Source organism: Nocardia sp. NPDC003693 (assembly GCF_053981095.1).
Genome location: NZ_JBSFNO010000009.1, coordinates 203002 through 222055 on the forward strand (window position 1 = coordinate 203002; position 19054 = coordinate 222055).

The window sequence follows — 19054 nt, forward strand, 5'->3', positions numbered from 1 at the left end:
AAAGGCTGTAACAGCTCGGGATGAGGCGATATTAGGGTGTGCCGGGGATCACGCTATCCGCACTTCAGCTAATTGCGTGCAACAATCGGATTAACTGGCAAACAGTTGGTTTGCCAGCTAATCCAACTTCCTAGCAATCGTTCAGAAAATCGAGGTTGAATCGTTTTCCGTGTCCGATTCGGGCGATTTCTTCGGTTGTTGCGGAGGCACCACCCCCAGCACCGCCGCCTCGATCTCGGCTCGGCGTTCCGGCGAGTCGGCCGCGCCGAGGTCCAGGCAGAACGAGTCGACGACCGCCGCGCCCATGGTCCCGACCTTGGCCCAGCACACGTTGGCGCCCGATTCCGCGAGCGCGGCCGCCAAACGGCTCAGCAATCCGATACGGTCCTCGGCACGCAATTCCAGCAGCACCCGTCCGGGTTCGGCGGTCTCGAACCAGATCACCCGCGGTTTCGCCTGCGCGTACGGACTGGGCTGGGTTCCACCGGCCTCACGTTCCTTTCGCGCGAGCACCGAAACCAGATCCAAATCCCCGTTGATGGCCCTGATCAATTCCTGGCGCAGCAGACCCGGATCCGGCGGATCACCGAATCGCGGGGCGACGACGAAGGTATCGATGGCCGATTCGCCGATACCGTCGAGACTCGCCGAGAGCACCCGCAGCGAATGCAGCGCGAGCACCCCGGCGGCATCGGAGAGCAGCCCCGGCGTGTCCGGGGCCACCACGGTGACCACATGGGTGTAGCGACCCTGCCCCGGCTTCAATTCCACGTGCACGCCGCCCTTTTCGGCCCGCACGCGCAACTCCTCCGGAATCGGCTCGGGCTTGGGCAGCTCCTCCCCCGCCATCGCGAGCCGGCAGCGGCGCACCAGATCGCCGATGAGCGAGGCCTTCCAGTCGTTCCAGACCCCCGGGCCGGTGGCGAGCGAATCGGCCTCGGCCAGCGCGTGCAGCAGTTCGAGCAGTTGCGGATCACCCTCGAGCGCCTCGACCACCATGTTCACGGTGTCCGGATCGGCCAGATCGCGGCGAGTCGCGGTGTCCGGCAACAGCAGATGGTGCCGGACCATGGCCGAGAGCGTGCGCACGTCCGAGGGCCACAGCCCCAGCCGCCGGCCGATGGAGGTCGCCAGTTCCGCGCCGACGACGCTGTGATCCTCGGTGCGCCCCTTGCCGATATCGTGCAGCAGCGCCCCGATGAGCAGCAGGTCCGGGCGCGCGACCCGGGTGGCCAGCGCGCCCGCCTGCGACACCGCCTCCATGAGATGGCGATCGACGGTCCAGGTGTGCATGGCATCGCGCGGCGGCAGATCGCGCACCACGCCCCACTCCGGAAAGAGCCTGCCCCACAGGCCCGTTCGGTCCAGGGCCTCGATGGACTCGATCGCGCCGCGACCCGACCCGAGCAGCACCAGCAGATCGTTGAGCGCTTCCTTCGGCCACGGTTCGCGCAGTTCGGGCGCGTCCTCGGACAGCCGGTTGAGCGTGGTCGCCGACATCGGCAGCCCGGTCTGCGCCGAGGCCGCCGCCACCCGCAGGATCAGCCCGGGATCGCGCTGCGGTCGCGCGTCGCGCGCGAGCACCACCTCACCGGCGTGCTCGACCACGCCCTCGTCGAGCGGGCGCCGCACCGGCATGCGCCGCAGCCGGGCGAGCCCGCGCCGGGGCAGGGCGTTGGCGGCGGTGCGCAGCCCGACGTCGGCGGAATAGCTGACCGTGCGGGCGGCGTCGCTCAGGGTCCGGGCCAGATCGAAGCGGTCACCGACGCGCAGCGCGGCGCCGATCTCGTCGGCGTCCTGGGCGCGCAGCTGGTCCCGTGCGCGGCCCGCCACCCGGTGCAGTTCGGTGCGCACGTCCAGCAGGCGGCGATGCGCCTGCAGCAGTCCCCCGCCGGGCACGTCGGGGCCGAGCCCCGGCATGGCGTCGGTCAGCTGCGCGATGGCCAGCGCGTCCAGCAGCTGGATGTCGCGCAGGCCGCCGCGCCCGTTCTTGAGGTCGGGTTCGGCGCGGTGCGCGATCTCCCCGCTGCGCCGCCAGCGGGTCTCGGCCTGGGCGATCAAAGCGTCGAAGCGCGAACGGATTCCGGTGCGCCAGTCCCGGCGCACACCGCTGATCAGCAGATTGCTCAGCCCCTCGTCGCCCACGATGTGGCGGGCCTCGAGCATGCCGAGGGCGGCGGTCAGATCATCGGCGGCCACCCGCAGCGCCTGCGGGACGGTGCGCACGCTGTGATCGAGTTTGATGTGGGCGTCCCACAGCGGATACCAGAGTTGATCGGCGACCTCGGCCACCCGTTTGGGATCGACGCCGTCGTAGAGCAGCACCAGATCCAGGTCGGAATAGGGCAGCATCTCGCGGCGGCCGAGTCCGCCCACCGCGACGATGGCCAGCCCACTGTCGGCGGTGATGCCGACCTCGGAAGCCTTGGTGGTCAGCCACAATTCGAAGAGATCGACCAGGGCCTGGCGCAGGGCCTCGGGATCGAGCCGGGAGCTGCGCCCGTGGGCAGAATGCTCGGCGAGCAACTGGGTGCGCGCCCGGACCAGATCCGATGCCCCATTGGACTTGGCGCCCGAACCCTGCTCGTCGCGTGCCTGCTCGAATCCCACAACTACCCACCTCGTTCAGTTCGGCGTCCCGGGCGCGTCGTGCGCCGTCCGGAACCTCTCGCCCGGGAAAAGCACGGAGGCGGCCCCGTCCCGGCCGGGGTGAGCCGGGCGGGAGCGGGGCCGCCGCTCATCGATCTTCAGTGCTCAGCGAGCTCGGATCCGTGTTCGCTCAGAGAGCGTCGGATCCACGCTCGCCGGTGCGGACCCGGATGACACCCTCGACGGGGGTGACCCAGACCTTGCCGTCACCGATCTTGCCGGTGCGGGCGGCCTCGACGATGACCTCGACGACCTTCTCGACCGACGCGTCGTCCACGACGACCTCGACCCGGACCTTCGGGACGAAATCCACCGAGTACTCCGCACCGCGGTACACCTCGGTGTGGCCCTTCTGGCGGCCGTAGCCCTGGACCTCGCTGACGGTCATGCCGAGCACGCCCGCCTGCTCCAGACCGGACTTCACGTCCTCGAGCGTGAACGGTTTGACGATTGCGGTTACCAGTTTCATGCGTCATGCCTCCTTGACGGCGGTGGTACGTGCCGTGCCACCCACAGCAGCGAAATCGTATGCCGATTCCGCGTGCTCCGACTCGTCCATGCCGACGAACTCGGATTCTTCATCGGCTCGCAGCCCGATCGTGAACTTGATGGCGAGGGCGATGATCAGGGTCGCGATACCCGAGTAGGCGAGAACCACACCGGCGCCGACGGCCTGCTTGATCAGGACCTCGAAGCCGCCGCCGTAGAACAGACCGGCCACGGCCGCGGGGGCCTCGGGCGCGGCGAACAGGCCGACCAGCAGGGTGCCGACGATACCGCCGACGAGGTGGACGCCGACCACGTCGAGCGAGTCGTCGAAGCCGAACTTGAACTTCAGGCCGACGGCCAGGGCGCAGAGCGCACCGGCGATGACGCCGATGGCGAGGGCGCCGAGCACGTTCACCGAGGAGCAGGAGGGGGTGATGGCGACCAGACCGGCCACGATGCCCGAGGCCGCGCCGAGCGAGGTCGGCTTGCCGTCGCGCAGCTTCTCCACCAGGAGCCAGGCGAGCATGGCCGCGGCGGTGGCGACGGTGGTGGTGACGAAGGTGGCGCCGGCGATGCCGTTGGCGCCCACCGCGGAACCGGCGTTGAAGCCGTACCAGCCGAACCACAGCAGACCCGCGCCGAGCATGACGAACGGCAGGTTGTGCGGGCGCATGGGGGTCTGCGGCCAGCCCTTGCGCTTGCCCAGCACCAGCACCAGGACCAGCGCGGCGATACCGGCGTTGATGTGGACCGCGGTGCCACCGGCGAAGTCGATCGCCTTGAGCTTGTTGGCGATCCAGCCACCGGTCTCGGAGGTGACGCCGTCGAAGGCGAAGACCCAGTGCGCGACCGGGAAGTAGACCACGGTGGCCCACACGCCGGCGAAGAGCAGCCAGGCGCCGAACTTCAGGCGATCGGCGACAGCACCCGAGATGAGGGCGACGGTGATGATCGCGAACATGGCCTGGAAGGCCACGAAGACCGTGAGCGGGATCGTGCCGGCCAGCGGAATGCTCGCCGCCGTCGTCGCGCCGTCCTCGGCCGTGCTGGCGAGGTACGTGCCGCCGATCAGACCCTTCAGACCGAAGTACTGGGTCGGATCGCCGATCAGATTGCCCTTGTCCTCACCGAAGGCAATCGAGAAGCCGTACAGCACCCATAGGACGGCTACCACGCCCATGGCACTGATGCTCATCATGATCATGTTCAGCACGTTCTTCGCACGGACCATGCCGCCGTAGAAGAATGCCAGACCCGGGGTCATCAGCAGCACGAGTGCGGCGCTGGCCAGCATCCATGCGGTGTCTCCGGCGTCAGGTGCACCGGTTAACGGAAACGCCACCTCTAGTTCCTCCTCATCTCGGGCTCTGCCGAATCCGGCAAATCGAGCCTGCAATGAGGTTCCTCAGTTGGTGTTTCCGCTGTGATCCTGCCGCGTTTCACCTAGGTGAACGGATGAGATTGCACTGTTGCGGTCAGGTTTCCAACGTCGCACCGCTGTTACGCGGGTGCTGTGAGGATGTCGGTGTTTCCCCTGATGCGCGTGGTTCCGGGCCGGTCAGCCCAGCAGCGCGTCGACGAAAGCCCCGGGTTCGAAGGGTGCGAGATCGTCCGCGCCCTCACCCAAACCGACCAGTTTGACCGGAACGCCGAGCTCGTGTTGTACCTGGAAGACGATGCCGCCCTTGGCCGTACCGTCCAGCTTCGTCAGGGCAACACCGGTGATGTCGACGACCTCGGCGAAGACCCGCGCCTGCGTGAGTCCGTTCTGGCCCACCGTAGCGTCCAGCACCAGCAGCACCTCGTCCACGGCGGCCTTCTTCTCCACCACGCGCTTGACCTTGCCCAGTTCGTCCATCAGACCGGTCTTGGTGTGCAGGCGGCCGGCGGTGTCGACGAGCACCACGTCCACGCCGCGATCGATGCCTGCGCTCACCGAATCGAACGCGACGGCGGCCGGATCGGCGCCTTCCTTACCGCGCACGGTCTCCGCGCCGACGCGCTCACCCCAGGTCTGCAGCTGATCGGCCGCCGCGGCCCGGAAGGTGTCGGCCGCGCCCAGCAGCACCCGGCGGCCGTCGGCCACCAGCACGCGCGCGAGTTTGCCGGTGGTGGTGGTCTTTCCGGTGCCGTTCACGCCGACCACCAGCAGCACGGACGGGTGGTCGTCGTGCGGTAGGGCGCGAATGGAACGGTCCAGCTCCGGGCGCAGGGCCTCGATCAGCACCCGGCGCAGCACCGCGCGGGCGTCGTCGGCGGTGCGGACGGTGCTGCGGGCCATCTCCTCGCGCAGGCGCGCCACGATGGTGGCGGTGACCGCGGTGCCCAGGTCCGCCATGACCAGGGTGTCCTCGACCTCTTCCCAGGAGTCCTCGTCCAGGTCGCCACCGCCGAGTAGGCCGAGCAGGGACTTGCCGACCGCGTTCTGCGAGCGGGACAACCGGCCGCGCAGGCGGGTCAGGCGCCCCGCGGTCGGCTCGATCTCGGGGATGAGGATTTCCGGTTCGGCCGGCGCGGATTCGGCGGGCGGCGCGGTCTTTTCGAGGGCGGCGGGCGCTTCGGGGGCCGCGGGCGCTTCGGGGGCGACCGGCTCGGCCGGAGCGGTGGCGGCTGCCTCCGCCGCGGGCGCGGCGGTCTCGGGGGCGGCCGGGGCTTCGGGAACCTCGGGCGTCGCGGGGGCAGCGGTCTCCGCCGGAGCGGTGGCGGCCTCGCTCGCGGGTTGCCCGGTCTCGACCGCGTCGGCGTCCTCGGGCGCACGCTCGGGGCCCTGGACCGGATCGGGCAGGCGGACGTCGTGAATGCCACGACGGCCGGAGTCGCGCGGGACCGAGGCGTCGTCGCCGACCGCGGGCTGTCCCTCGGTCTCGGTGCGCTCGGCGGGCGCGGGCGCGGTCCGGGGCAGCGGCTCGGGGGCCGGGGCCGGGAGCGTCGCCGTCCCGCCGCCTTGACTGAAACTGAATCCCGACGAGGCCGTATAGCCGCCCGACTTGTCGGTCAGCTCGGGCTTGGCCTCGGCGGGCGGGGTCAGCGAGATGCGCCGCCGCTTGGCGAGGACGAATCCCGAGACGAACGCCACCAGCAGGACCGCGGCGATAACGGCGATGAGGATCCAGGCTTGTGCAGTCACGCGGCCATCCTCTCAGAGGGATGAGTGTTGCCCGATTCACGCACCTACCGACGAGTTCACGGGGTGTGTCATGTAGCACACATCGGTACGTGAACGCTATCGACACGCCGCCGGACACGCCTTATGGCAAACCTACGACCGACCGGTCTGCTTGACAACGCACCACACTTCGGAAGGAGCGGCGAATGCGACACCGAGACAATAGGATCGGCGGCGTGACCGATCGAAATGTGCTTGGGGGACCGCTGGAGGAGTGTGGCACCGATCCTCTCACCGGCTTTTACCGGGACGGCTGCTGCAGCACCGGGCCCGAAGATCTCGGCAGCCACACCGTCTGCACCGTTGTGACCGCGGAATTCCTGGATCACCAGAAATCGATCGGCAACGACCTCGTGACGCCGCGCCCGGAGAACAACTTCCCGGGCCTGCAGCCGGGTGATCGCTGGTGTGTGGTGGCGGTGCGCTGGCTACACGCGCACGAGGACGGTGTCGCGGCGCCGGTGGTGCTGGCCGCCACCCACGAGAACGCCCTCGAGGTGGTGCCCATGGAAACGCTGCGCAAGTACGCGGTGGACGTACCCAACGACGTCAGCGACCTGCTCTGAGCCGCGGCCGTCCAGCGGAGCGAACACACCGGGTGACGGCGGGGGCGACGCCGATCACCGCGGGTGCGGCACACGGAGCGCCCTGTCGCGCACCGTGATTCCCGGGCACGGCTCGGTCGTGGCGCGACCGCGATCCGGTCGCTGCCGCGAACATCCGACCGGCCTGCGCCGCCGGCGCTCGCCGAACGGCCCACGGCCACCGGATGTTCGGCACCGGACCCGGGCGCGCCCGGCCCTACCCGATCAGTGCACCGCGCAGGGCTCGGTGCCGGAGGCCTTGCGGGGCAGGGACTTCGCGGTGGTGCGCAGTTCGGTGCGGATCGCGCGCAGGTGCGGCCTGGAGGAGAAGGCCAGGCGGTCTATGCCCGTGTGCAGCGGCGCCTCGAGCACTCGCATGAGGACGGACGCCGCGATCGTGCCGAAGAACAGCGCGACCAGCGCGGGCCGCTCCCCGACCAGGACGAGCACGACGGCGGCCTGACCGCCGAACACCGCGGCGGTGACGGCCGAGATCAGCAGGGAGTGCGCCATGTCCGGGTACAGCTCCTCGCCCTCGTCGAAGGCGTCGAGCACCGCCAGGCCCACCCCGAGCAGCACCAGATCCACCGCGAGCGCCGCGAGCATGCCGCTGTGCGGTAGCACGTTGAAGCCGAGCAGGATCAGGGCCGCGGTGAGCCCGAACATGAGCGCGCCGGTGGTGAACAGGCTCGCGACCGGACGGCGGGAGTCCTCGGCCCAGTCGCATTGGCGGCCGAGCACCGCCAGCATGGTGCCGAGCAGGGCCATGATCGCCAGGGTGCCCAGCAGGTAGGCGGCGGGCATCAGGCCCGCCGCGCCCGGCATCGCCGCGAATCCGCAGATCGGCAGGAAGATCAGCCGCCACAACCGGTCCGCGCGCGCGTTCCAGCGGTCGGGCAGCAGGGCGACGAAGACGCCGCTCCAGGCCACCGCGGGCAAACTGACGAGCACCACGTGCAGTCCGTCGAACCAGGGTTCTCCGCCGACGAGGCGATCGGCGACCACCGCCGCCGCGTACGCGAGCAATCCGATTCCGGCCCGGCGTAAGGCCGGCTTCCGCGAATCGCGAGCCAGGAGATACCAACCGAGCCACCACGCGACGCCGAAAGCGATCGCAGACACCCAAACCACGCAGCGAAGCCTACTGCCGGACCGGGGCATTTCGGTCGCCTCCGCTGGTCACGAATTGGTATGCACATCAGTCACTTTCACGTGACGGGAAAGCGGATGTCCGGTGCGTCAGCAGTTTTCGAGCGAACGCCGGCGGCGGTGCGCCTTCTGCCTGCAGGCGGGTGAGCAGTACCGCGCGGGGCGGCCCGAACGCCCGGCGGGCAGGGGCGCGACGCAGATGGGGCAGTGTCGCGTTTCGTTACGCGACGAGGTTTCGTTACGGGGCCGGGCGCGAGTTCCGGCTTTCGTGACAGCGGTCCCGGCGGGCGGTCGCATGGTCTCCAGCACCAGACCCGCGCCCCGGGACAGCGCCCGTTGCCCGGGTGAGAGGTGCTGGATGGCAACGCATCCGGTGAACAGCGCCAGCACGTCCTCGAGGGTGAGGTCCGCCCGCACCGCGCCGGCGGCGTGCGCGCCGGCCAGCAGCTCGCCGAGCGCGAGGTGGAACCGCTCCCCCGCCTGCCGCAGCACCGGACTCGGCCACCCGTCCTGCGCGGTGACCTCGCACAACTCCTGGTTGCCCGGGGTCGAGACCACCACCTCGGTGCAGAAGGTGAAGAACGCGACCCCGGCATCGACCGCGTCCCGGTATCCGACGGCGACCGCAGTGAGCCGGTCGATCCGCTGCTGCAGCACGGCTTCGAGCAGTTCGGCCTTGGCCGGAAAATGCCGGTGCACGGTCCCAGCCCCCACCCCCGCCCGCCGCGCGATCTCGGCCAGCGAGACGTCGACCCCCTCGGTGGCGAACGCCCGCTGCGCCGCGGCCAGCACCAACGCTCGGTTCCTGCGCGCGTCGGCCCTGATACTCGCGGCCGAACCCGCAACACCGGAAGCCGCTGCCCTCGAACCGATCTCCGGACGCACTCCGACCCGCACGTCCCTGGTGCTCCCGGCGCTTGTACTCGAGTCCGGGTGGGTGGACGTCGGCACAGTGGGCCGGTGGCCAGGAACCTCGGTGCCGGAAGCCGGTGCCGCCGAACCGATGCCGGGGAGGGCCGGAATCCGGGTGGCCGCGCCACGATCGGCTCGCACACCGGACGCGAGGTGGGGGCTCAGGCCGTAGGGATCGTGGGCGGCGCCGGTCCCGGCAGCGGGCGGCGGGAGGACGCGCGAGGCGGCTGGGGGCGAGGGCGGCGGGGTGGAGGCGGGGCCGGAGCGGGAGGCGCGGGGGGCGGTCATTTCGTTACGGGGCTCTCGTCGCGGGGGTGGGCGGGGCTGCGGGGCGGACGTAGCGTCCGGATACGGGTTGCTCGACCCGAATACTATCCAGGAGAGCGAACTTCATGTCTGTTCAACGAGATCCGATTCTCATCACCGGGGCCACCGGACAGCAGGGCGGAGCGACAGCCCGACATTTGCTGCATATCGGAATCCCGGTGCGCGCGTTGGTGCGCGACCCGGACGCTCCGGCGGCCCGCGCGCTCGCCGCGGCGGGCGCGGAACTGGCCGTCGGCGACTTCGACGACCCGGCGACCCTCGCGGTGGCGCTGGCGGGGGTGCGCGCGGCACTGCTGGTGCCGCCCGCCACCTACGCCGAGGGCGCCTGGGACACCGAACTGGAGGCGGGGCGCGGTACCGCGTTCATCGCGGCGGCGCGGTCCACGGGTATCGACCACGTCGTCTTCACGGGTGTCGCCGGCCTGAAGGAGGAAGGCCCGTGGGGCGCGCACGGCAAGCGCCGCATCGAAGACGCGCTGCGCGCGAGCGGATTACGGTGGACCATCCTGCGGCCGGTCCGCTTCATGGAGAACTATCTACTGCGGAACTCCCCGGTGGACGGCCTCACCGACGCGGGCGTGCACCGGCACCTGTTCGTCGCCGACGCCCCGCTGCAGGTGATCGCCCTCGCCGATGTGGGCGCCATCGCCGCGCTGGCGCTCACCGACCCGGACCGCTTCCACGGCCGCGTGCTGGAACTGGCCGGCGACGACCCCACCCCGGTCGCGGCGGCGGCCCGCATCGCCGAAAGCACCGGGCACCCCGTCGAATACGCGGAGGTGACCGAGGATCAGGCCCGCGTGCTCGGCCCCGAGGTGACCAACGTCTGGCTCACCGCGCACGCGGGCAAGGGCTGGCACGCGGACATCGCCGCGGTCCGCGACATCCACCCGGGCCTGCGCACTTTCGACGACTGGCTGACCGAAACCGGTGCGGCACAGATCAAAGCGCGCCTGGCGGGTTAGGTTCCGCGCGGGCGGCGCGGGCCCGCGTCAACGAAAACGCCCCCGGGACAATCCCGGGGGCGTCGGCGGCCCGCGCCGCGAGTTCGGCGCGTCAGTTCAGCGCGCCGTCGTAGTCCGGCAGCTTGAACGTGCGTTCGGCGTGCCCGCCCGCCAGGTCCGAGGCGCTGTTCCCGATGTTGGCGACGATCGTGTACCCGCGGGACTCGATGTCGATGCGGCTGGCGGTCTTGTACGCCTCGAGCCCCGCCGAACCGGCCGAGAGGGTCTGCGGCTGGGTGCCGTACAGCCGTTCCACGGTGTATCCGACCGCCTGCAGGTTGGCCTGGGTGTAGACACCCATGAGCGCGGGCCGCCCGGTCACGAAGATCAGTGCGGCGCCCTGGGATTTGGCCCACTGCGCCAGCGCCAGCATGGGCGGGATGGCCGGGGTGATGGGCGCGGCGTTGTAGGTGGTCTCGAGCGTGGTGTTGTCGATGTCGAACACGATGGCGGGCTTGCCCGCGGCCGGCAGCCGCGTGCTCAGGTACGCCCGCGCCTCGTCGGCCACCACGGTGACGTCCGCGATCCACTGGTCGTAGCTGGGCTTGGTCCCGCCGTTGCCCGACAGCGAGGAGGACCCGGTGCCACCGGACAGCGACGACGATCCGCCGCCGCCGGAGAGCGAGGAGGAACCCGTATCGGCCAGCGCCGCGGGGACCGGAACAGCGAGGGCGGCGGCGACACCGAGGGCGATACCTGCAATAGAACGCTTCATGGTCACCGGACAGTATTCGGCCGGCCATAGCTACGTGATCATGTTTCACATACTCGCGCTGTCGGGTATTTCACTCCCGGTCAACGGGATTCGGCCTTCAGGTCGCCGCGCCCACCAGGTTCTCCCCGCGCAACCGCTGGGAGATGACCTGCGTGATGCCGTCACCGCGCATGCTGACGCCGTAGAGCGCGTCGGCGATCTCCATCGTCGGCTTCTGATGGGTGATCACGATGAGCTGGCTCTTCTCCCGCAGCTGTTCGAAGAGTGTAATGAGCCGGCGCAGGTTGGTGTCGTCGAGCGCGGCCTCGACCTCGTCCATCACGTAGAACGGGGACGGCCGCGACCGGAAGATGGCCACCAGCAACGCGACCGCGGTCAGCGACTTCTCGCCACCGGACAGCAGCGAGAGCCGCTTGACCTTCTTGCCCGGCGGCCGGGCCTCGACCTCGATGCCGGTGGTGAGCATGTTGGCGGGATCGGTCAGCAGCAGCCTGCCCTCACCGCCGGGGAAGAGCTTGGCGAACACCCCGACGAACTCGCGCTCCACGTCCTCCCACGCCTCGGTGAACACCTGCAGGATGCGGGCGTCGACCTCGGCCACGACATCCAGCAGATCCTGGCGCGCCTTCTTGACGTCCTCGAGCTGGGTGGCCAGGAAGTTGTACCGTTCCTCCAGCGCCGCGAACTCCTCCAGCGCAAGGGGATTGACCTTGCCCAGGGTGACCAGGTCCTTCTCCGCGCGTTTGGCCCGGCGTTCCTGGGTGGGCCGGTCGTACGGCATGGGCTGCGGTTCGGTGACCGCCTCGCCGCGTTCGCGGGCCTGCTCGTACTCGATCATCTCGACCGCGGAGGGCGGGGTGAGGGTGTCGGGACCGTACTCCCCGATGAGATCGTCCAGCGCGAGCGAGAACTGTTCGGAGATGGTCGCTTCCAGCTGTTCGATGCGCAGCGCGGCCTGCGCGCGAGCGACCTCGTCCCGGTGCACGGTGTCGGTGAGCTGGGCGAGCTGGGTGTTGAGCGCGCGGGCGCGCTCCTTGGTCTGATCCACCTGCGCGGCGAATTCGGTACGGCGGCGCACCAGTTCGTCGCGGCGGGCCGCGGCCTCGGCCACGACCTTCTCCAGCTGGGCGGCGATCCGCTCGGCGGAGTCCGCGACCGTGGCGGCGACCTCGGCGGCGCGGGTGCGCGCGGCGTGCTGGCGTTCGGCGCGGGCCCGGTTCTCGCGTTCGGCGCGCGCGGCCCGGCGCAACCCGTCGGCCTTGCCGCGCACCGATTCCGCGCGTTCCTCGGCGGTGCGCACGCTCAGGCGCGCCTCGACCTCCATGGTCCGGGCTTCGGCGAGCGCGGCGGCGGCCTCCTCGCGGGCGTACCCCGCGGTTTCGGTGCCGGCGGATTCGCTGCCCACCTCGGATTGTTCGGCCTCGGCGTGCCGCAGCCGCGCCTCGAGTTCCTCGAGCTTGGCGAGGGTGTCGGTGCGCCCGGCCTCGGTCTCGGCGCGCTGGGCGACGAGTCGCTCGCATTCGCGCTGCGCGGTGCGCGCGGTCTGCCCGAGCCGCCCGAGCCGGTCGTAGATGGCGACCAGGTTCTGATCGGATTCGTGCAGGGCCAGCAGCGCGTGCTCGACCGCGTCCTTGCGGTCGGTCTGCTCGGCGAGCGCCCCGGCGAGCGTGGCCTCGAGTTCCTCGGCGGTGCGCTGCCAGGTGGCGAGTTCGGTGGTGGCGGCGTCGATCTCGGCCTGGATCTCGAGCTGGCTCGGTGCGCGATCGGAGCCGCCGAGCACCCAGCCCGCACCGGTGAGGTCGCCGTCGCGGGTGACCACGCGCAGTTCCGGGCGGGCGCGCAGCACCTGGTCGGCGGCGGCGAGATCCGCGACGACGGCGATGCCGGTGGTGAGCGCGGCGATGGCGCCGCGCATGTGGTCGGGGCACTCCACGACCTCGGCGAGCCACCGCGCCGCACCCGGCAGGTCGCCGCGTGCGCGCGAGTCCGGTTCCGCGGCACCGGCGTACACCAGCGCGGCGCGGCCCCCGTCGGCCTCCTTGAGCGCGTGCACCGCGGCGTGCGCGGACGGACCGGTGTCGGCGGCCACCGCGTCGGCGAGCGGACCGAGCGCGGCCGCGACGGCGGCTTCGAATCCACCGTGCACGCGCAACAGCCCCGAGAGCGGGCCGAGCAATCCGTCGGAGCGGTGTTCGAGCAGCCACGCCGCGCCGTCGCGCCGGGCCAGGCCCATGGTGAGCGCCTCGATGCGCGCGGAGAGCGAGGCCACGCGCTTGCCTGCCTCACGATCGCGGTCGCGCAGTTCGTCGACCCGCTCGTCGGCCAGCTTCAGCGCTTCGGCGGCGTGCTCGTACTGCGCGTCCAGTCCGGCCTCACCGGCGTCGAGTTCGCCCAATTCCTCCTGGACGGACTCGAACTCGGTGTCGGCGGTGGCCCCGCGCCGGCGCGCCTCGGCGATGGAGTCCGAGATGCGGGTGATCTCCCCGTCCACCGATTGCGCGCGCGAGCGCAGCGTGTCGACCTGGCCCGCGAGCCGGGCCAGGCCCTCGCGGCGGTCGGCGATGGCGCGCACGGCGGCCAGGTGCGCCTGTTCGGCGGCCTTGGCGGCCTGTTCGCGTTCGTAGAGCGCCTCGCGCGCGGATTCCAGGGTCTCGGTGGCGATCTCGACGGCCGCGAGCAGTTCGGCCTCTTCCATCTCGACCCGTTCGGCCTCGCGCTCGAGCTGGTCGGGGTCGCGCCCGGCGCCGGTGGGTTGCTCGATGGCGAGGTTGCGCGCGCGATCACGCGCGATGCGGATGGTGGCGTTGACGCGTTCGGTCAGCGCGGACAACTGGAACCAGGTCTGCGCGGCGGCCTCGGCGCCCGGGGTGAGCCGGGAGAGCTCGAATTCCTGCTGGGCGAGTGCGGCGTTGGCGGCGTCGAGTTCGGCGTGCACGGTGACCTGCTGCTCGCGCGCGTAGGACTCCTTGCTCTGCTGGCTCTCGAGTTCGCGCCTGCGGCTCACCAGGTCGTCGGCGGCCAGGCGCAGGCGCGCGTCCCGAAGTTCGGACTGCACGGTGGCCGCGCGCCGGGCCACCTCGGCCTGGCGGCCCAGGGGTTTGAGCTGGCGGCGCAGTTCGGTGGTGAGGTCGGTCAGGCGAGCCAGGTTCGCCTGCATGGCGTCGAGCTTGCGGACCGCCTTCTCCTTGCGGCGCCGGTGCTTGAGCACGCCCGCGGCCTCCTCGATGAACGCGCGCCGGTCCTCGGGCCGCGATTCGAGGATGGCCGAGAGCTGACCCTGGCCGACGATGACGTGCATCTCCCGGCCGATGCCGGAGTCACTGAGCAGTTCCTGCACGTCCATCAGGCGGCAGGTGTTGCCGTTGATCTCGTACTCGCCGGCGCCGTCGCGGAACATGCGGCGGGTGATGGAGACCTCGGAGTAGTCGATCGGCAGCACGCCGTCGGAGTTGTCGATGGTCAACGTCACTTCGGCGCGACCGAGTGGCGCGCGTCCCGCGGTTCCGGCGAAGATGACGTCCTGCATCTTCCCGCCGCGCAGCGCCTTGGCCCCCTGCTCACCCATGACCCAGGTCAGGGCGTCGACGACGTTCGATTTGCCGGAGCCGTTGGGGCCCACCACGCAGGTGATGCCGGGCTCGAACCGCAGCGTCGTCGCGGACGCGAAGGACTTGAAACCCTTCAGCGTCAGACTCTTCAGATGCACAGCCGCCCAGGTTACCCGGTCGATCGCGATTGCCCCGAGTATGCCGGGAACGCGTCCGGTTCCCGGTCCGGCGGTTCGGCTCGCGCTCGGTCCGCGGACCCAATTCGTCGGATCATTGAAAGATCAGGTAGCCTCGTGGCGTTGCAACTTTTGGTTCTCACAGACTTCAGTACGCGCCTGCTGACCATGACGCAGGCGCGCATTTGTGTTTCCAGTGATTCCATGGGGAATCATTACAGCGACATCAGATCCGCAAAGTGTGGGTCGCACCAAACAAAGAGGAGAGTCCATCGTGGCTACCGGTACCGTCAAGTGGTTCAACACTGAAAAGGGCTTCGGCTTCATCGAGCAGGACGGTGGCGGCCCCGACGTCTTCGCCCACTACTCGAACATTGCCGCCACCGGCTTCCGCGAGCTGACCGAGGGCCAGAAGGTCTCGTTCGACATCGCGCAGGGCCAGAAGGGCCCGCAGGCGGAGAACATCACCTCGCTGTAATTCTCAGCGTGGCTGTTCACTCAGCCGGCGAAGTGCCAGAACGGCGTCCCGTGTACCTCGGTACATCGGGACGCCGTTCTTCTTTGTGTAGACCACCCGTTTCGGGTGGGTTCGATCCGCGCTTCGGGCTCACCGGGCGCAGCCGTGCACCCGCCTCCCGGCGCCGGCTTCCCAGCCGGTGAGGACGCGGAAGACGAGCACCGCACCCCAGGGGCCGATGACCCAGGCCGGCCAGAAGTAGGTGAGGCCGCCGGTCCCGATCGAGATCGCCGCCCAGATCAGCAGGACGAGCACGCTCACCCCGAGCCAGGCGCCGCCCTCGATGCGCTGCCAGATGGGCAGGCGGCCCGATGCCACGCTCGCGCGCGGGGGCTCGGTCAGAGCGGGCAGGTCGCTGAGCACCAGCCGCAGGTCTTCGCGGGTCGCGGTCCCGTAGACCAGGCCCAGTCGCTCGTTGTATTCGCCGGGGTCCAGCCGGCCCTGGCTCATGTGACGGCCCAGCAGTTCGGCCACTTCGGCGCGTTCGGCGTCGGAGGCGCGGGTTCCGGCGGTGATGTCCATCTCTGAATCCTCCCGATCATGTTCCACAATGGAACGTGAATACACCCAGGATATTCCTCCACTATGGAATGTCAAGGACGGCAAGTGAAGGCGGGTGCCAGCACATTTGCCAGCAGGGGTGACGCAATGAGATGGTGGGGTTCAGTTCTTCGCACAAGGAGTATTCGTGGACCTCGACTGGTCGACCGGTGATCTGGCGTTTCGCGATGAGGTGCGCCACTTCCTCGATGAGAATCTGACCCCGGAAATACGCCGCGCCGGACGCCTGGCCACCAGCGTCTACCCGGACCACGAGGCCAGCATGGAGTGGCAGCACATCCTGCACGCGCGCGGCTGGGCCGCACCGGCGTGGCCGGTGAAGTACGGCGGCTGCGACTGGAGCCTGACCCAGCACTACATCTTCGGGCGCGAATGCACCCTCGCGGGGGCGCCGAACCTGTCCCCCATGGGAATTCGCATGGTCTCGCACGCCATCATGGCGTTCGGCACCGCCGAGCAGAAGGATTTCTTCCTCCCCCGCATCCTCACCGGCGAGGTCTTCTTCTGCCAGGGCTACTCCGAGCCCGAGGCCGGCTCGGACCTGGCCTCGCTGTCGATGGCGGCGGTCGACGACGGCGACGACCTGGTGGTCACCGGTTCCAAGATCTGGACGACCCACGCCACCGAGGCCAACTGGATCTTCGCGCTCGTGCGCACCTCCAAGCAGGCCAGGAAGCAGCAGGGCATCACCTTCGTGCTGATGCGGATGGACGCGCCCGGCATCGAGATTCGCCCGCTGGTCATGACCTCCGGCGAGCAGGTGCAGAACCAGGTGTTCTTCGATCAGGTGCGGGTGCCCAAGGCCAACGTGCTCGGGCAGATCGACGACGGCTGGACCGTGGCCAAGTTCCTGCTCAACTTCGAGCGCGGCGGCGGCGCGGCGGCCCCGGCCCTGCAGGTCATGGCCGAGGAGCTGGCGCAGGCCGCCCGGACCCAGGTCGCGCCCGGCGGCGGCGTGCTGATCGACGATCCGGCGTTCGCGGCCAAGCTCGCCGACGCGCGGTTGCGCGCGGACGTGCTGGAGATCCTCGAATACCGCACCCTCGCACTGGTTTCCAGCGGCAAGGATCCGGGCCCCGCGGCCTCCACCATCAAGATCCTGGGCACCGAGCTGAGCCAGGCGCTCACCGAGCTGGCCCTGGAGGCGGCGGGTCCGCGCGGGCGCGCCTACCAGCCGCACGCCACCATGCCCGGCGGTCCGATCGCCGATTTCACCCCGCCCGCGGACGGTTTCGTCAGCGGTGACGAGTGGCAGGCGGTCGCCCCGCTGCGCTACTTCAACGACCGCGCCGGTTCCATCTACGCCGGTAGCAACGAGATCCAGCGCAACATCATCGCCAAAGCCACCCTGGGACTGTGACCATGGACTTCTCCTTCACCGCCGAACAAGAACTGCTCCGCGACACCGTCACGGAATTCCTCGCCGCGCGTTATCACCTCGAACCGAGCCGGGCCGCTGCCCGGGTCGGCGCGGGCTGGCAGCCCGAACTGTGGCGCTCGCTGGCCGAGGAGGTCGGGATCCTGGGTGCGGCCCTGCCGGAAGCGGTGGGCGGCATCGGCGGCGGGCCCGTCGAGATCATGGTCATCGCGGAGGCGCTGGGCGCGGCGCTGGTCGTGGAGCCGTACGTCGACACCGTGGTGATCGGCGGCGGCCTGCTGGGCCGGGCCGAAGGCAAGCGGGCCGAGGACCTGCTCTCCGGTATCGCCGAGGGCGCGGTCATCACCGGATTCGCGGCGCTGGAAGCGGATTCGGGCTACGACTACACCCGGGTCGCCACCACCGCGCGCCGCGACGGCGACGGCTGGGTGCTCACCGGCGCCAAGACCGTGGTGACCTCGGCGCCGCTGGCCACCCACCTGCTGGTGACGGCCCGGATCGACGGCGAGAACGCGCTGTTCGTCGTCGACGTCGATCCGGCCGCACCGCCCGCCGGGCTGCGCGCGCAGCCCTTCCGCACGATCGACGAGCGCCAGGCCGCCGATCTGAGCTTCGACGAACTGCGCCTGCCCGCCGACGCGCTGCTGCTCGAGCGCGCGGACGAGGCGATCGCGGCCACGATCGACGAGGCCATCGCCGCGGTCTGCGCCGAAGCGGTCGGCGCGATGCGCCGGGTGGTCGCCGAGACCGTCGAGTACACCAAGCAGCGCCAGCAGTTCGGCGTGCCGATCGCCAGCTTCCAGGCGCTGCAGCACCGCATGGTGAACATGCACCTGGAACTCGAACAGGCCATCGCCGCAACGTATCTGGTGACCCTGAAGCTGGGCGCGGAACCGGCCGAGCGGGCCAAGGCCGCCGCGGCCGCCAAGGCCACCATCGGCCGGGCCGCGCGCCTGATCGGCCAGGAGGCGGTGCAGTTGCACGGCGCCATGGGCATGACCGAGGAGCTGGCCATCGGCCACCTCTTCAAGCGGCTCACCGCGGTGCAGTACGAATTCGGCACCACCGCGCATCACACCGCGCGCTATGCCGCACTGACCCGGTCGTAACCGCCCGAACCACGGTTATCGACCGCGGCCCCGAGGGGTGGGGCCGCCGCGGCCGGGTTCGATGGGGCGTCGCTGCCCGTCGAACCCGGCCGTTGTGCGTTCACCCCGGCCGCGAAGACTGTGACCGGTCACACACCGGCGCCCCCGTCACGTCCGGGGCGCCCGTCTCGTCCAAGAGTTGTACCGACCGGAACAGCAGCGAAGGAACGAGCCCATGTCACGTTTGAATATGTTCGAAGCCGCTCCCGAGGTCTACAAGGGCTGGCTGGCCGCCGAGGCCGCGATCCGCCGCGGACCGCTCGACGCCGTGGTCCGCGAACTGGTGAAGATCCGGGTCAGCCAGATCAACCGGTGCCTCTTCTGCATCGAGATGCACACCACCGAGGCCCGCAAGGAGGGCGAGACCGAGCGGCGTATCAACCACCTGCCCGCCTGGCGGGAATCGGACCTGTTCACCGCGCCCGAGCGCGCCGCCCTCGAATACGCCGAGGCCGCAACCGAACTCGGCGTGCACGGGGTCAGCGATGAGATCTGGGAACAGGTCGAGAAGAACTTCGACGAGGGTCAGCGCGCGGGCCTGGTCGCCATCACCGCGCAGATCAACATGTGGAACCGCCTCGGCGTTCCGCTGCGCCTGTACGACGGCGCCTGAGCCGCGAAAGCGGTTCCCGCGCATCCGGACCCGGCCGTTCGGCCGGGTCCGGATGCCGGAACGAAGCAGTCGCCCGTCCCGTTCTCCGAGCGATTCCAGTGGCTGCCCACCGATGTCG

15 protein-coding genes are annotated in these 19054 nt (G+C 70.1%); 6 read left to right on the forward strand and 9 right to left on the reverse strand.

Features of this window, described 5'->3' with window-relative positions; all coding sequences use genetic code 11:
* Positions 1-141 precede the first annotated feature (141 nt).
* From ACWDOP_RS13560 to ftsY, 4 genes are all read right to left on the reverse strand, one after another.
* Positions 142-2610 carry a [protein-PII] uridylyltransferase gene (locus tag ACWDOP_RS13560; protein WP_456345286.1) on the reverse strand — a complete coding sequence of 823 codons (2469 nt, stop codon included), beginning with the start codon at positions 2608-2610 and terminating at the stop codon, positions 142-144.
* Between the two features lie 169 nt (positions 2611-2779).
* Entirely contained in the window at positions 2780-3118 is a 339-nt protein-coding gene (locus ACWDOP_RS13565; RefSeq protein WP_067827260.1) for a P-II family nitrogen regulator, read from the reverse strand.
* A 3-nt stretch (positions 3119-3121) separates the two neighbouring features.
* On the reverse strand, positions 3122-4432 hold the full coding sequence (locus tag ACWDOP_RS13570) for an ammonium transporter (RefSeq protein WP_454206115.1): 1311 nt from the start codon (positions 4430-4432) through the stop codon (positions 3122-3124).
* Between the two features lie 264 nt (positions 4433-4696).
* Positions 4697-6265 (reverse strand): signal recognition particle-docking protein FtsY, encoded by a 1569-nt coding sequence (gene ftsY, locus ACWDOP_RS13575; RefSeq protein WP_456345287.1) that lies wholly within the window; start codon positions 6263-6265, stop codon positions 4697-4699.
* Between the two features lie 215 nt (positions 6266-6480).
* Here ftsY and ACWDOP_RS13580 point away from each other — a divergent pair, with 215 nt between their 5' ends.
* On the forward strand, positions 6481-6870 hold the full coding sequence (locus ACWDOP_RS13580) for a DUF2237 family protein (RefSeq protein ID WP_354987389.1): 390 nt from the start codon (positions 6481-6483) through the stop codon (positions 6868-6870).
* 243 nt (positions 6871-7113) lie between these two features.
* Here ACWDOP_RS13580 and ACWDOP_RS13585 read toward each other — a convergent pair whose 3' ends face one another.
* Together ACWDOP_RS13585 and ACWDOP_RS13590 are read right to left on the reverse strand one after the other, a co-directional pair.
* Positions 7114-8019 (reverse strand): hypothetical protein, encoded by a 906-nt coding sequence (locus ACWDOP_RS13585; protein ID WP_454205957.1) that lies wholly within the window; start codon positions 8017-8019, stop codon positions 7114-7116.
* A gap of 108 nt (positions 8020-8127) precedes the next feature.
* Positions 8128-8829 (reverse strand): TetR/AcrR family transcriptional regulator, encoded by a 702-nt coding sequence (locus ACWDOP_RS13590; RefSeq protein ID WP_456345304.1) that lies wholly within the window; start codon positions 8827-8829, stop codon positions 8128-8130.
* A gap of 512 nt (positions 8830-9341) precedes the next feature.
* On the opposite strand from ACWDOP_RS13590, the gene ACWDOP_RS13595 reads away from it, so the two are divergent.
* Complete coding sequence (locus tag ACWDOP_RS13595) at positions 9342-10241, forward strand: NmrA family NAD(P)-binding protein (protein WP_456345288.1); 900 nt, start codon at positions 9342-9344, stop codon at positions 10239-10241.
* A 91-nt stretch (positions 10242-10332) separates the two neighbouring features.
* On the opposite strand, the gene ACWDOP_RS13600 is transcribed toward ACWDOP_RS13595, so the two are convergent.
* Together ACWDOP_RS13600 and smc are read right to left on the reverse strand one after the other, a co-directional pair.
* A complete protein-coding gene (locus ACWDOP_RS13600) occupies positions 10333-10995 on the reverse strand; it encodes an HAD family acid phosphatase (protein ID WP_456345289.1) in 663 nt (220 codons plus the stop codon).
* 97 nt (positions 10996-11092) lie between these two features.
* Positions 11093-14701 carry a chromosome segregation protein SMC gene (smc, locus tag ACWDOP_RS13605; RefSeq protein ID WP_456345290.1) on the reverse strand — a complete coding sequence of 1203 codons (3609 nt, stop codon included), beginning with the start codon at positions 14699-14701 and terminating at the stop codon, positions 11093-11095.
* A gap of 292 nt (positions 14702-14993) precedes the next feature.
* Between smc and ACWDOP_RS13610 the strand changes: the two genes are divergently transcribed.
* Positions 14994-15197 (forward strand): cold-shock protein, encoded by a 204-nt coding sequence (locus ACWDOP_RS13610; protein ID WP_354987380.1) that lies wholly within the window; start codon positions 14994-14996, stop codon positions 15195-15197.
* A gap of 129 nt (positions 15198-15326) precedes the next feature.
* On the opposite strand, the gene ACWDOP_RS13615 is transcribed toward ACWDOP_RS13610, so the two are convergent.
* Positions 15327-15758 (reverse strand): DUF1707 SHOCT-like domain-containing protein, encoded by a 432-nt coding sequence (locus ACWDOP_RS13615; RefSeq protein ID WP_456345291.1) that lies wholly within the window; start codon positions 15756-15758, stop codon positions 15327-15329.
* Between the two features lie 166 nt (positions 15759-15924).
* Here ACWDOP_RS13615 and ACWDOP_RS13620 point away from each other — a divergent pair, with 166 nt between their 5' ends.
* The 3 genes from ACWDOP_RS13620 (at position 15925) to ACWDOP_RS13630 (ending at position 18936) form a co-directional block, all read left to right on the forward strand.
* On the forward strand, positions 15925-17157 hold the full coding sequence (locus tag ACWDOP_RS13620; RefSeq protein WP_456345292.1) for an acyl-CoA dehydrogenase family protein: 1233 nt from the start codon (positions 15925-15927) through the stop codon (positions 17155-17157).
* 2 nt (positions 17158-17159) lie between these two features.
* A complete protein-coding gene (locus tag ACWDOP_RS13625; protein ID WP_456345305.1) occupies positions 17160-18284 on the forward strand; it encodes an acyl-CoA dehydrogenase family protein in 1125 nt (374 codons plus the stop codon).
* Positions 18285-18498: 214 nt separating this feature from the next.
* Entirely contained in the window at positions 18499-18936 is a 438-nt protein-coding gene (locus tag ACWDOP_RS13630) for a carboxymuconolactone decarboxylase family protein (RefSeq protein ID WP_456345293.1), read from the forward strand.
* The last annotated feature ends 118 nt before the right edge of the window (positions 18937-19054 follow it).

Excerpts from the sequence above, each read along its gene's own strand:
- ACWDOP_RS13615 (WP_456345291.1), bottom strand. The coding sequence starts at position 15,758 with ATGGACATCACCGCCGGAACCCGCGCCTCCGACGCCGAACGCGCCGAA.
- ACWDOP_RS13630 (WP_456345293.1), top strand. The coding sequence starts at position 18,499 with ATGTCACGTTTGAATATGTTCGAAGCCGCTCCCGAGGTCTACAAGGGC.
- ACWDOP_RS13595 (WP_456345288.1), top strand. The coding sequence starts at position 9,342 with ATGTCTGTTCAACGAGATCCGATTCTCATCACCGGGGCCACCGGACAG.
- ACWDOP_RS13600 (WP_456345289.1), bottom strand. The coding sequence starts at position 10,995 with ATGAAGCGTTCTATTGCAGGTATCGCCCTCGGTGTCGCCGCCGCCCTC.
- ACWDOP_RS13565 (WP_067827260.1), bottom strand. The coding sequence starts at position 3,118 with ATGAAACTGGTAACCGCAATCGTCAAACCGTTCACGCTCGAGGACGTG.
- ACWDOP_RS13570 (WP_454206115.1), bottom strand. The coding sequence starts at position 4,432 with ATGCTGGCCAGCGCCGCACTCGTGCTGCTGATGACCCCGGGTCTGGCA.
- ACWDOP_RS13625 (WP_456345305.1), top strand. The coding sequence starts at position 17,160 with ATGGACTTCTCCTTCACCGCCGAACAAGAACTGCTCCGCGACACCGTC.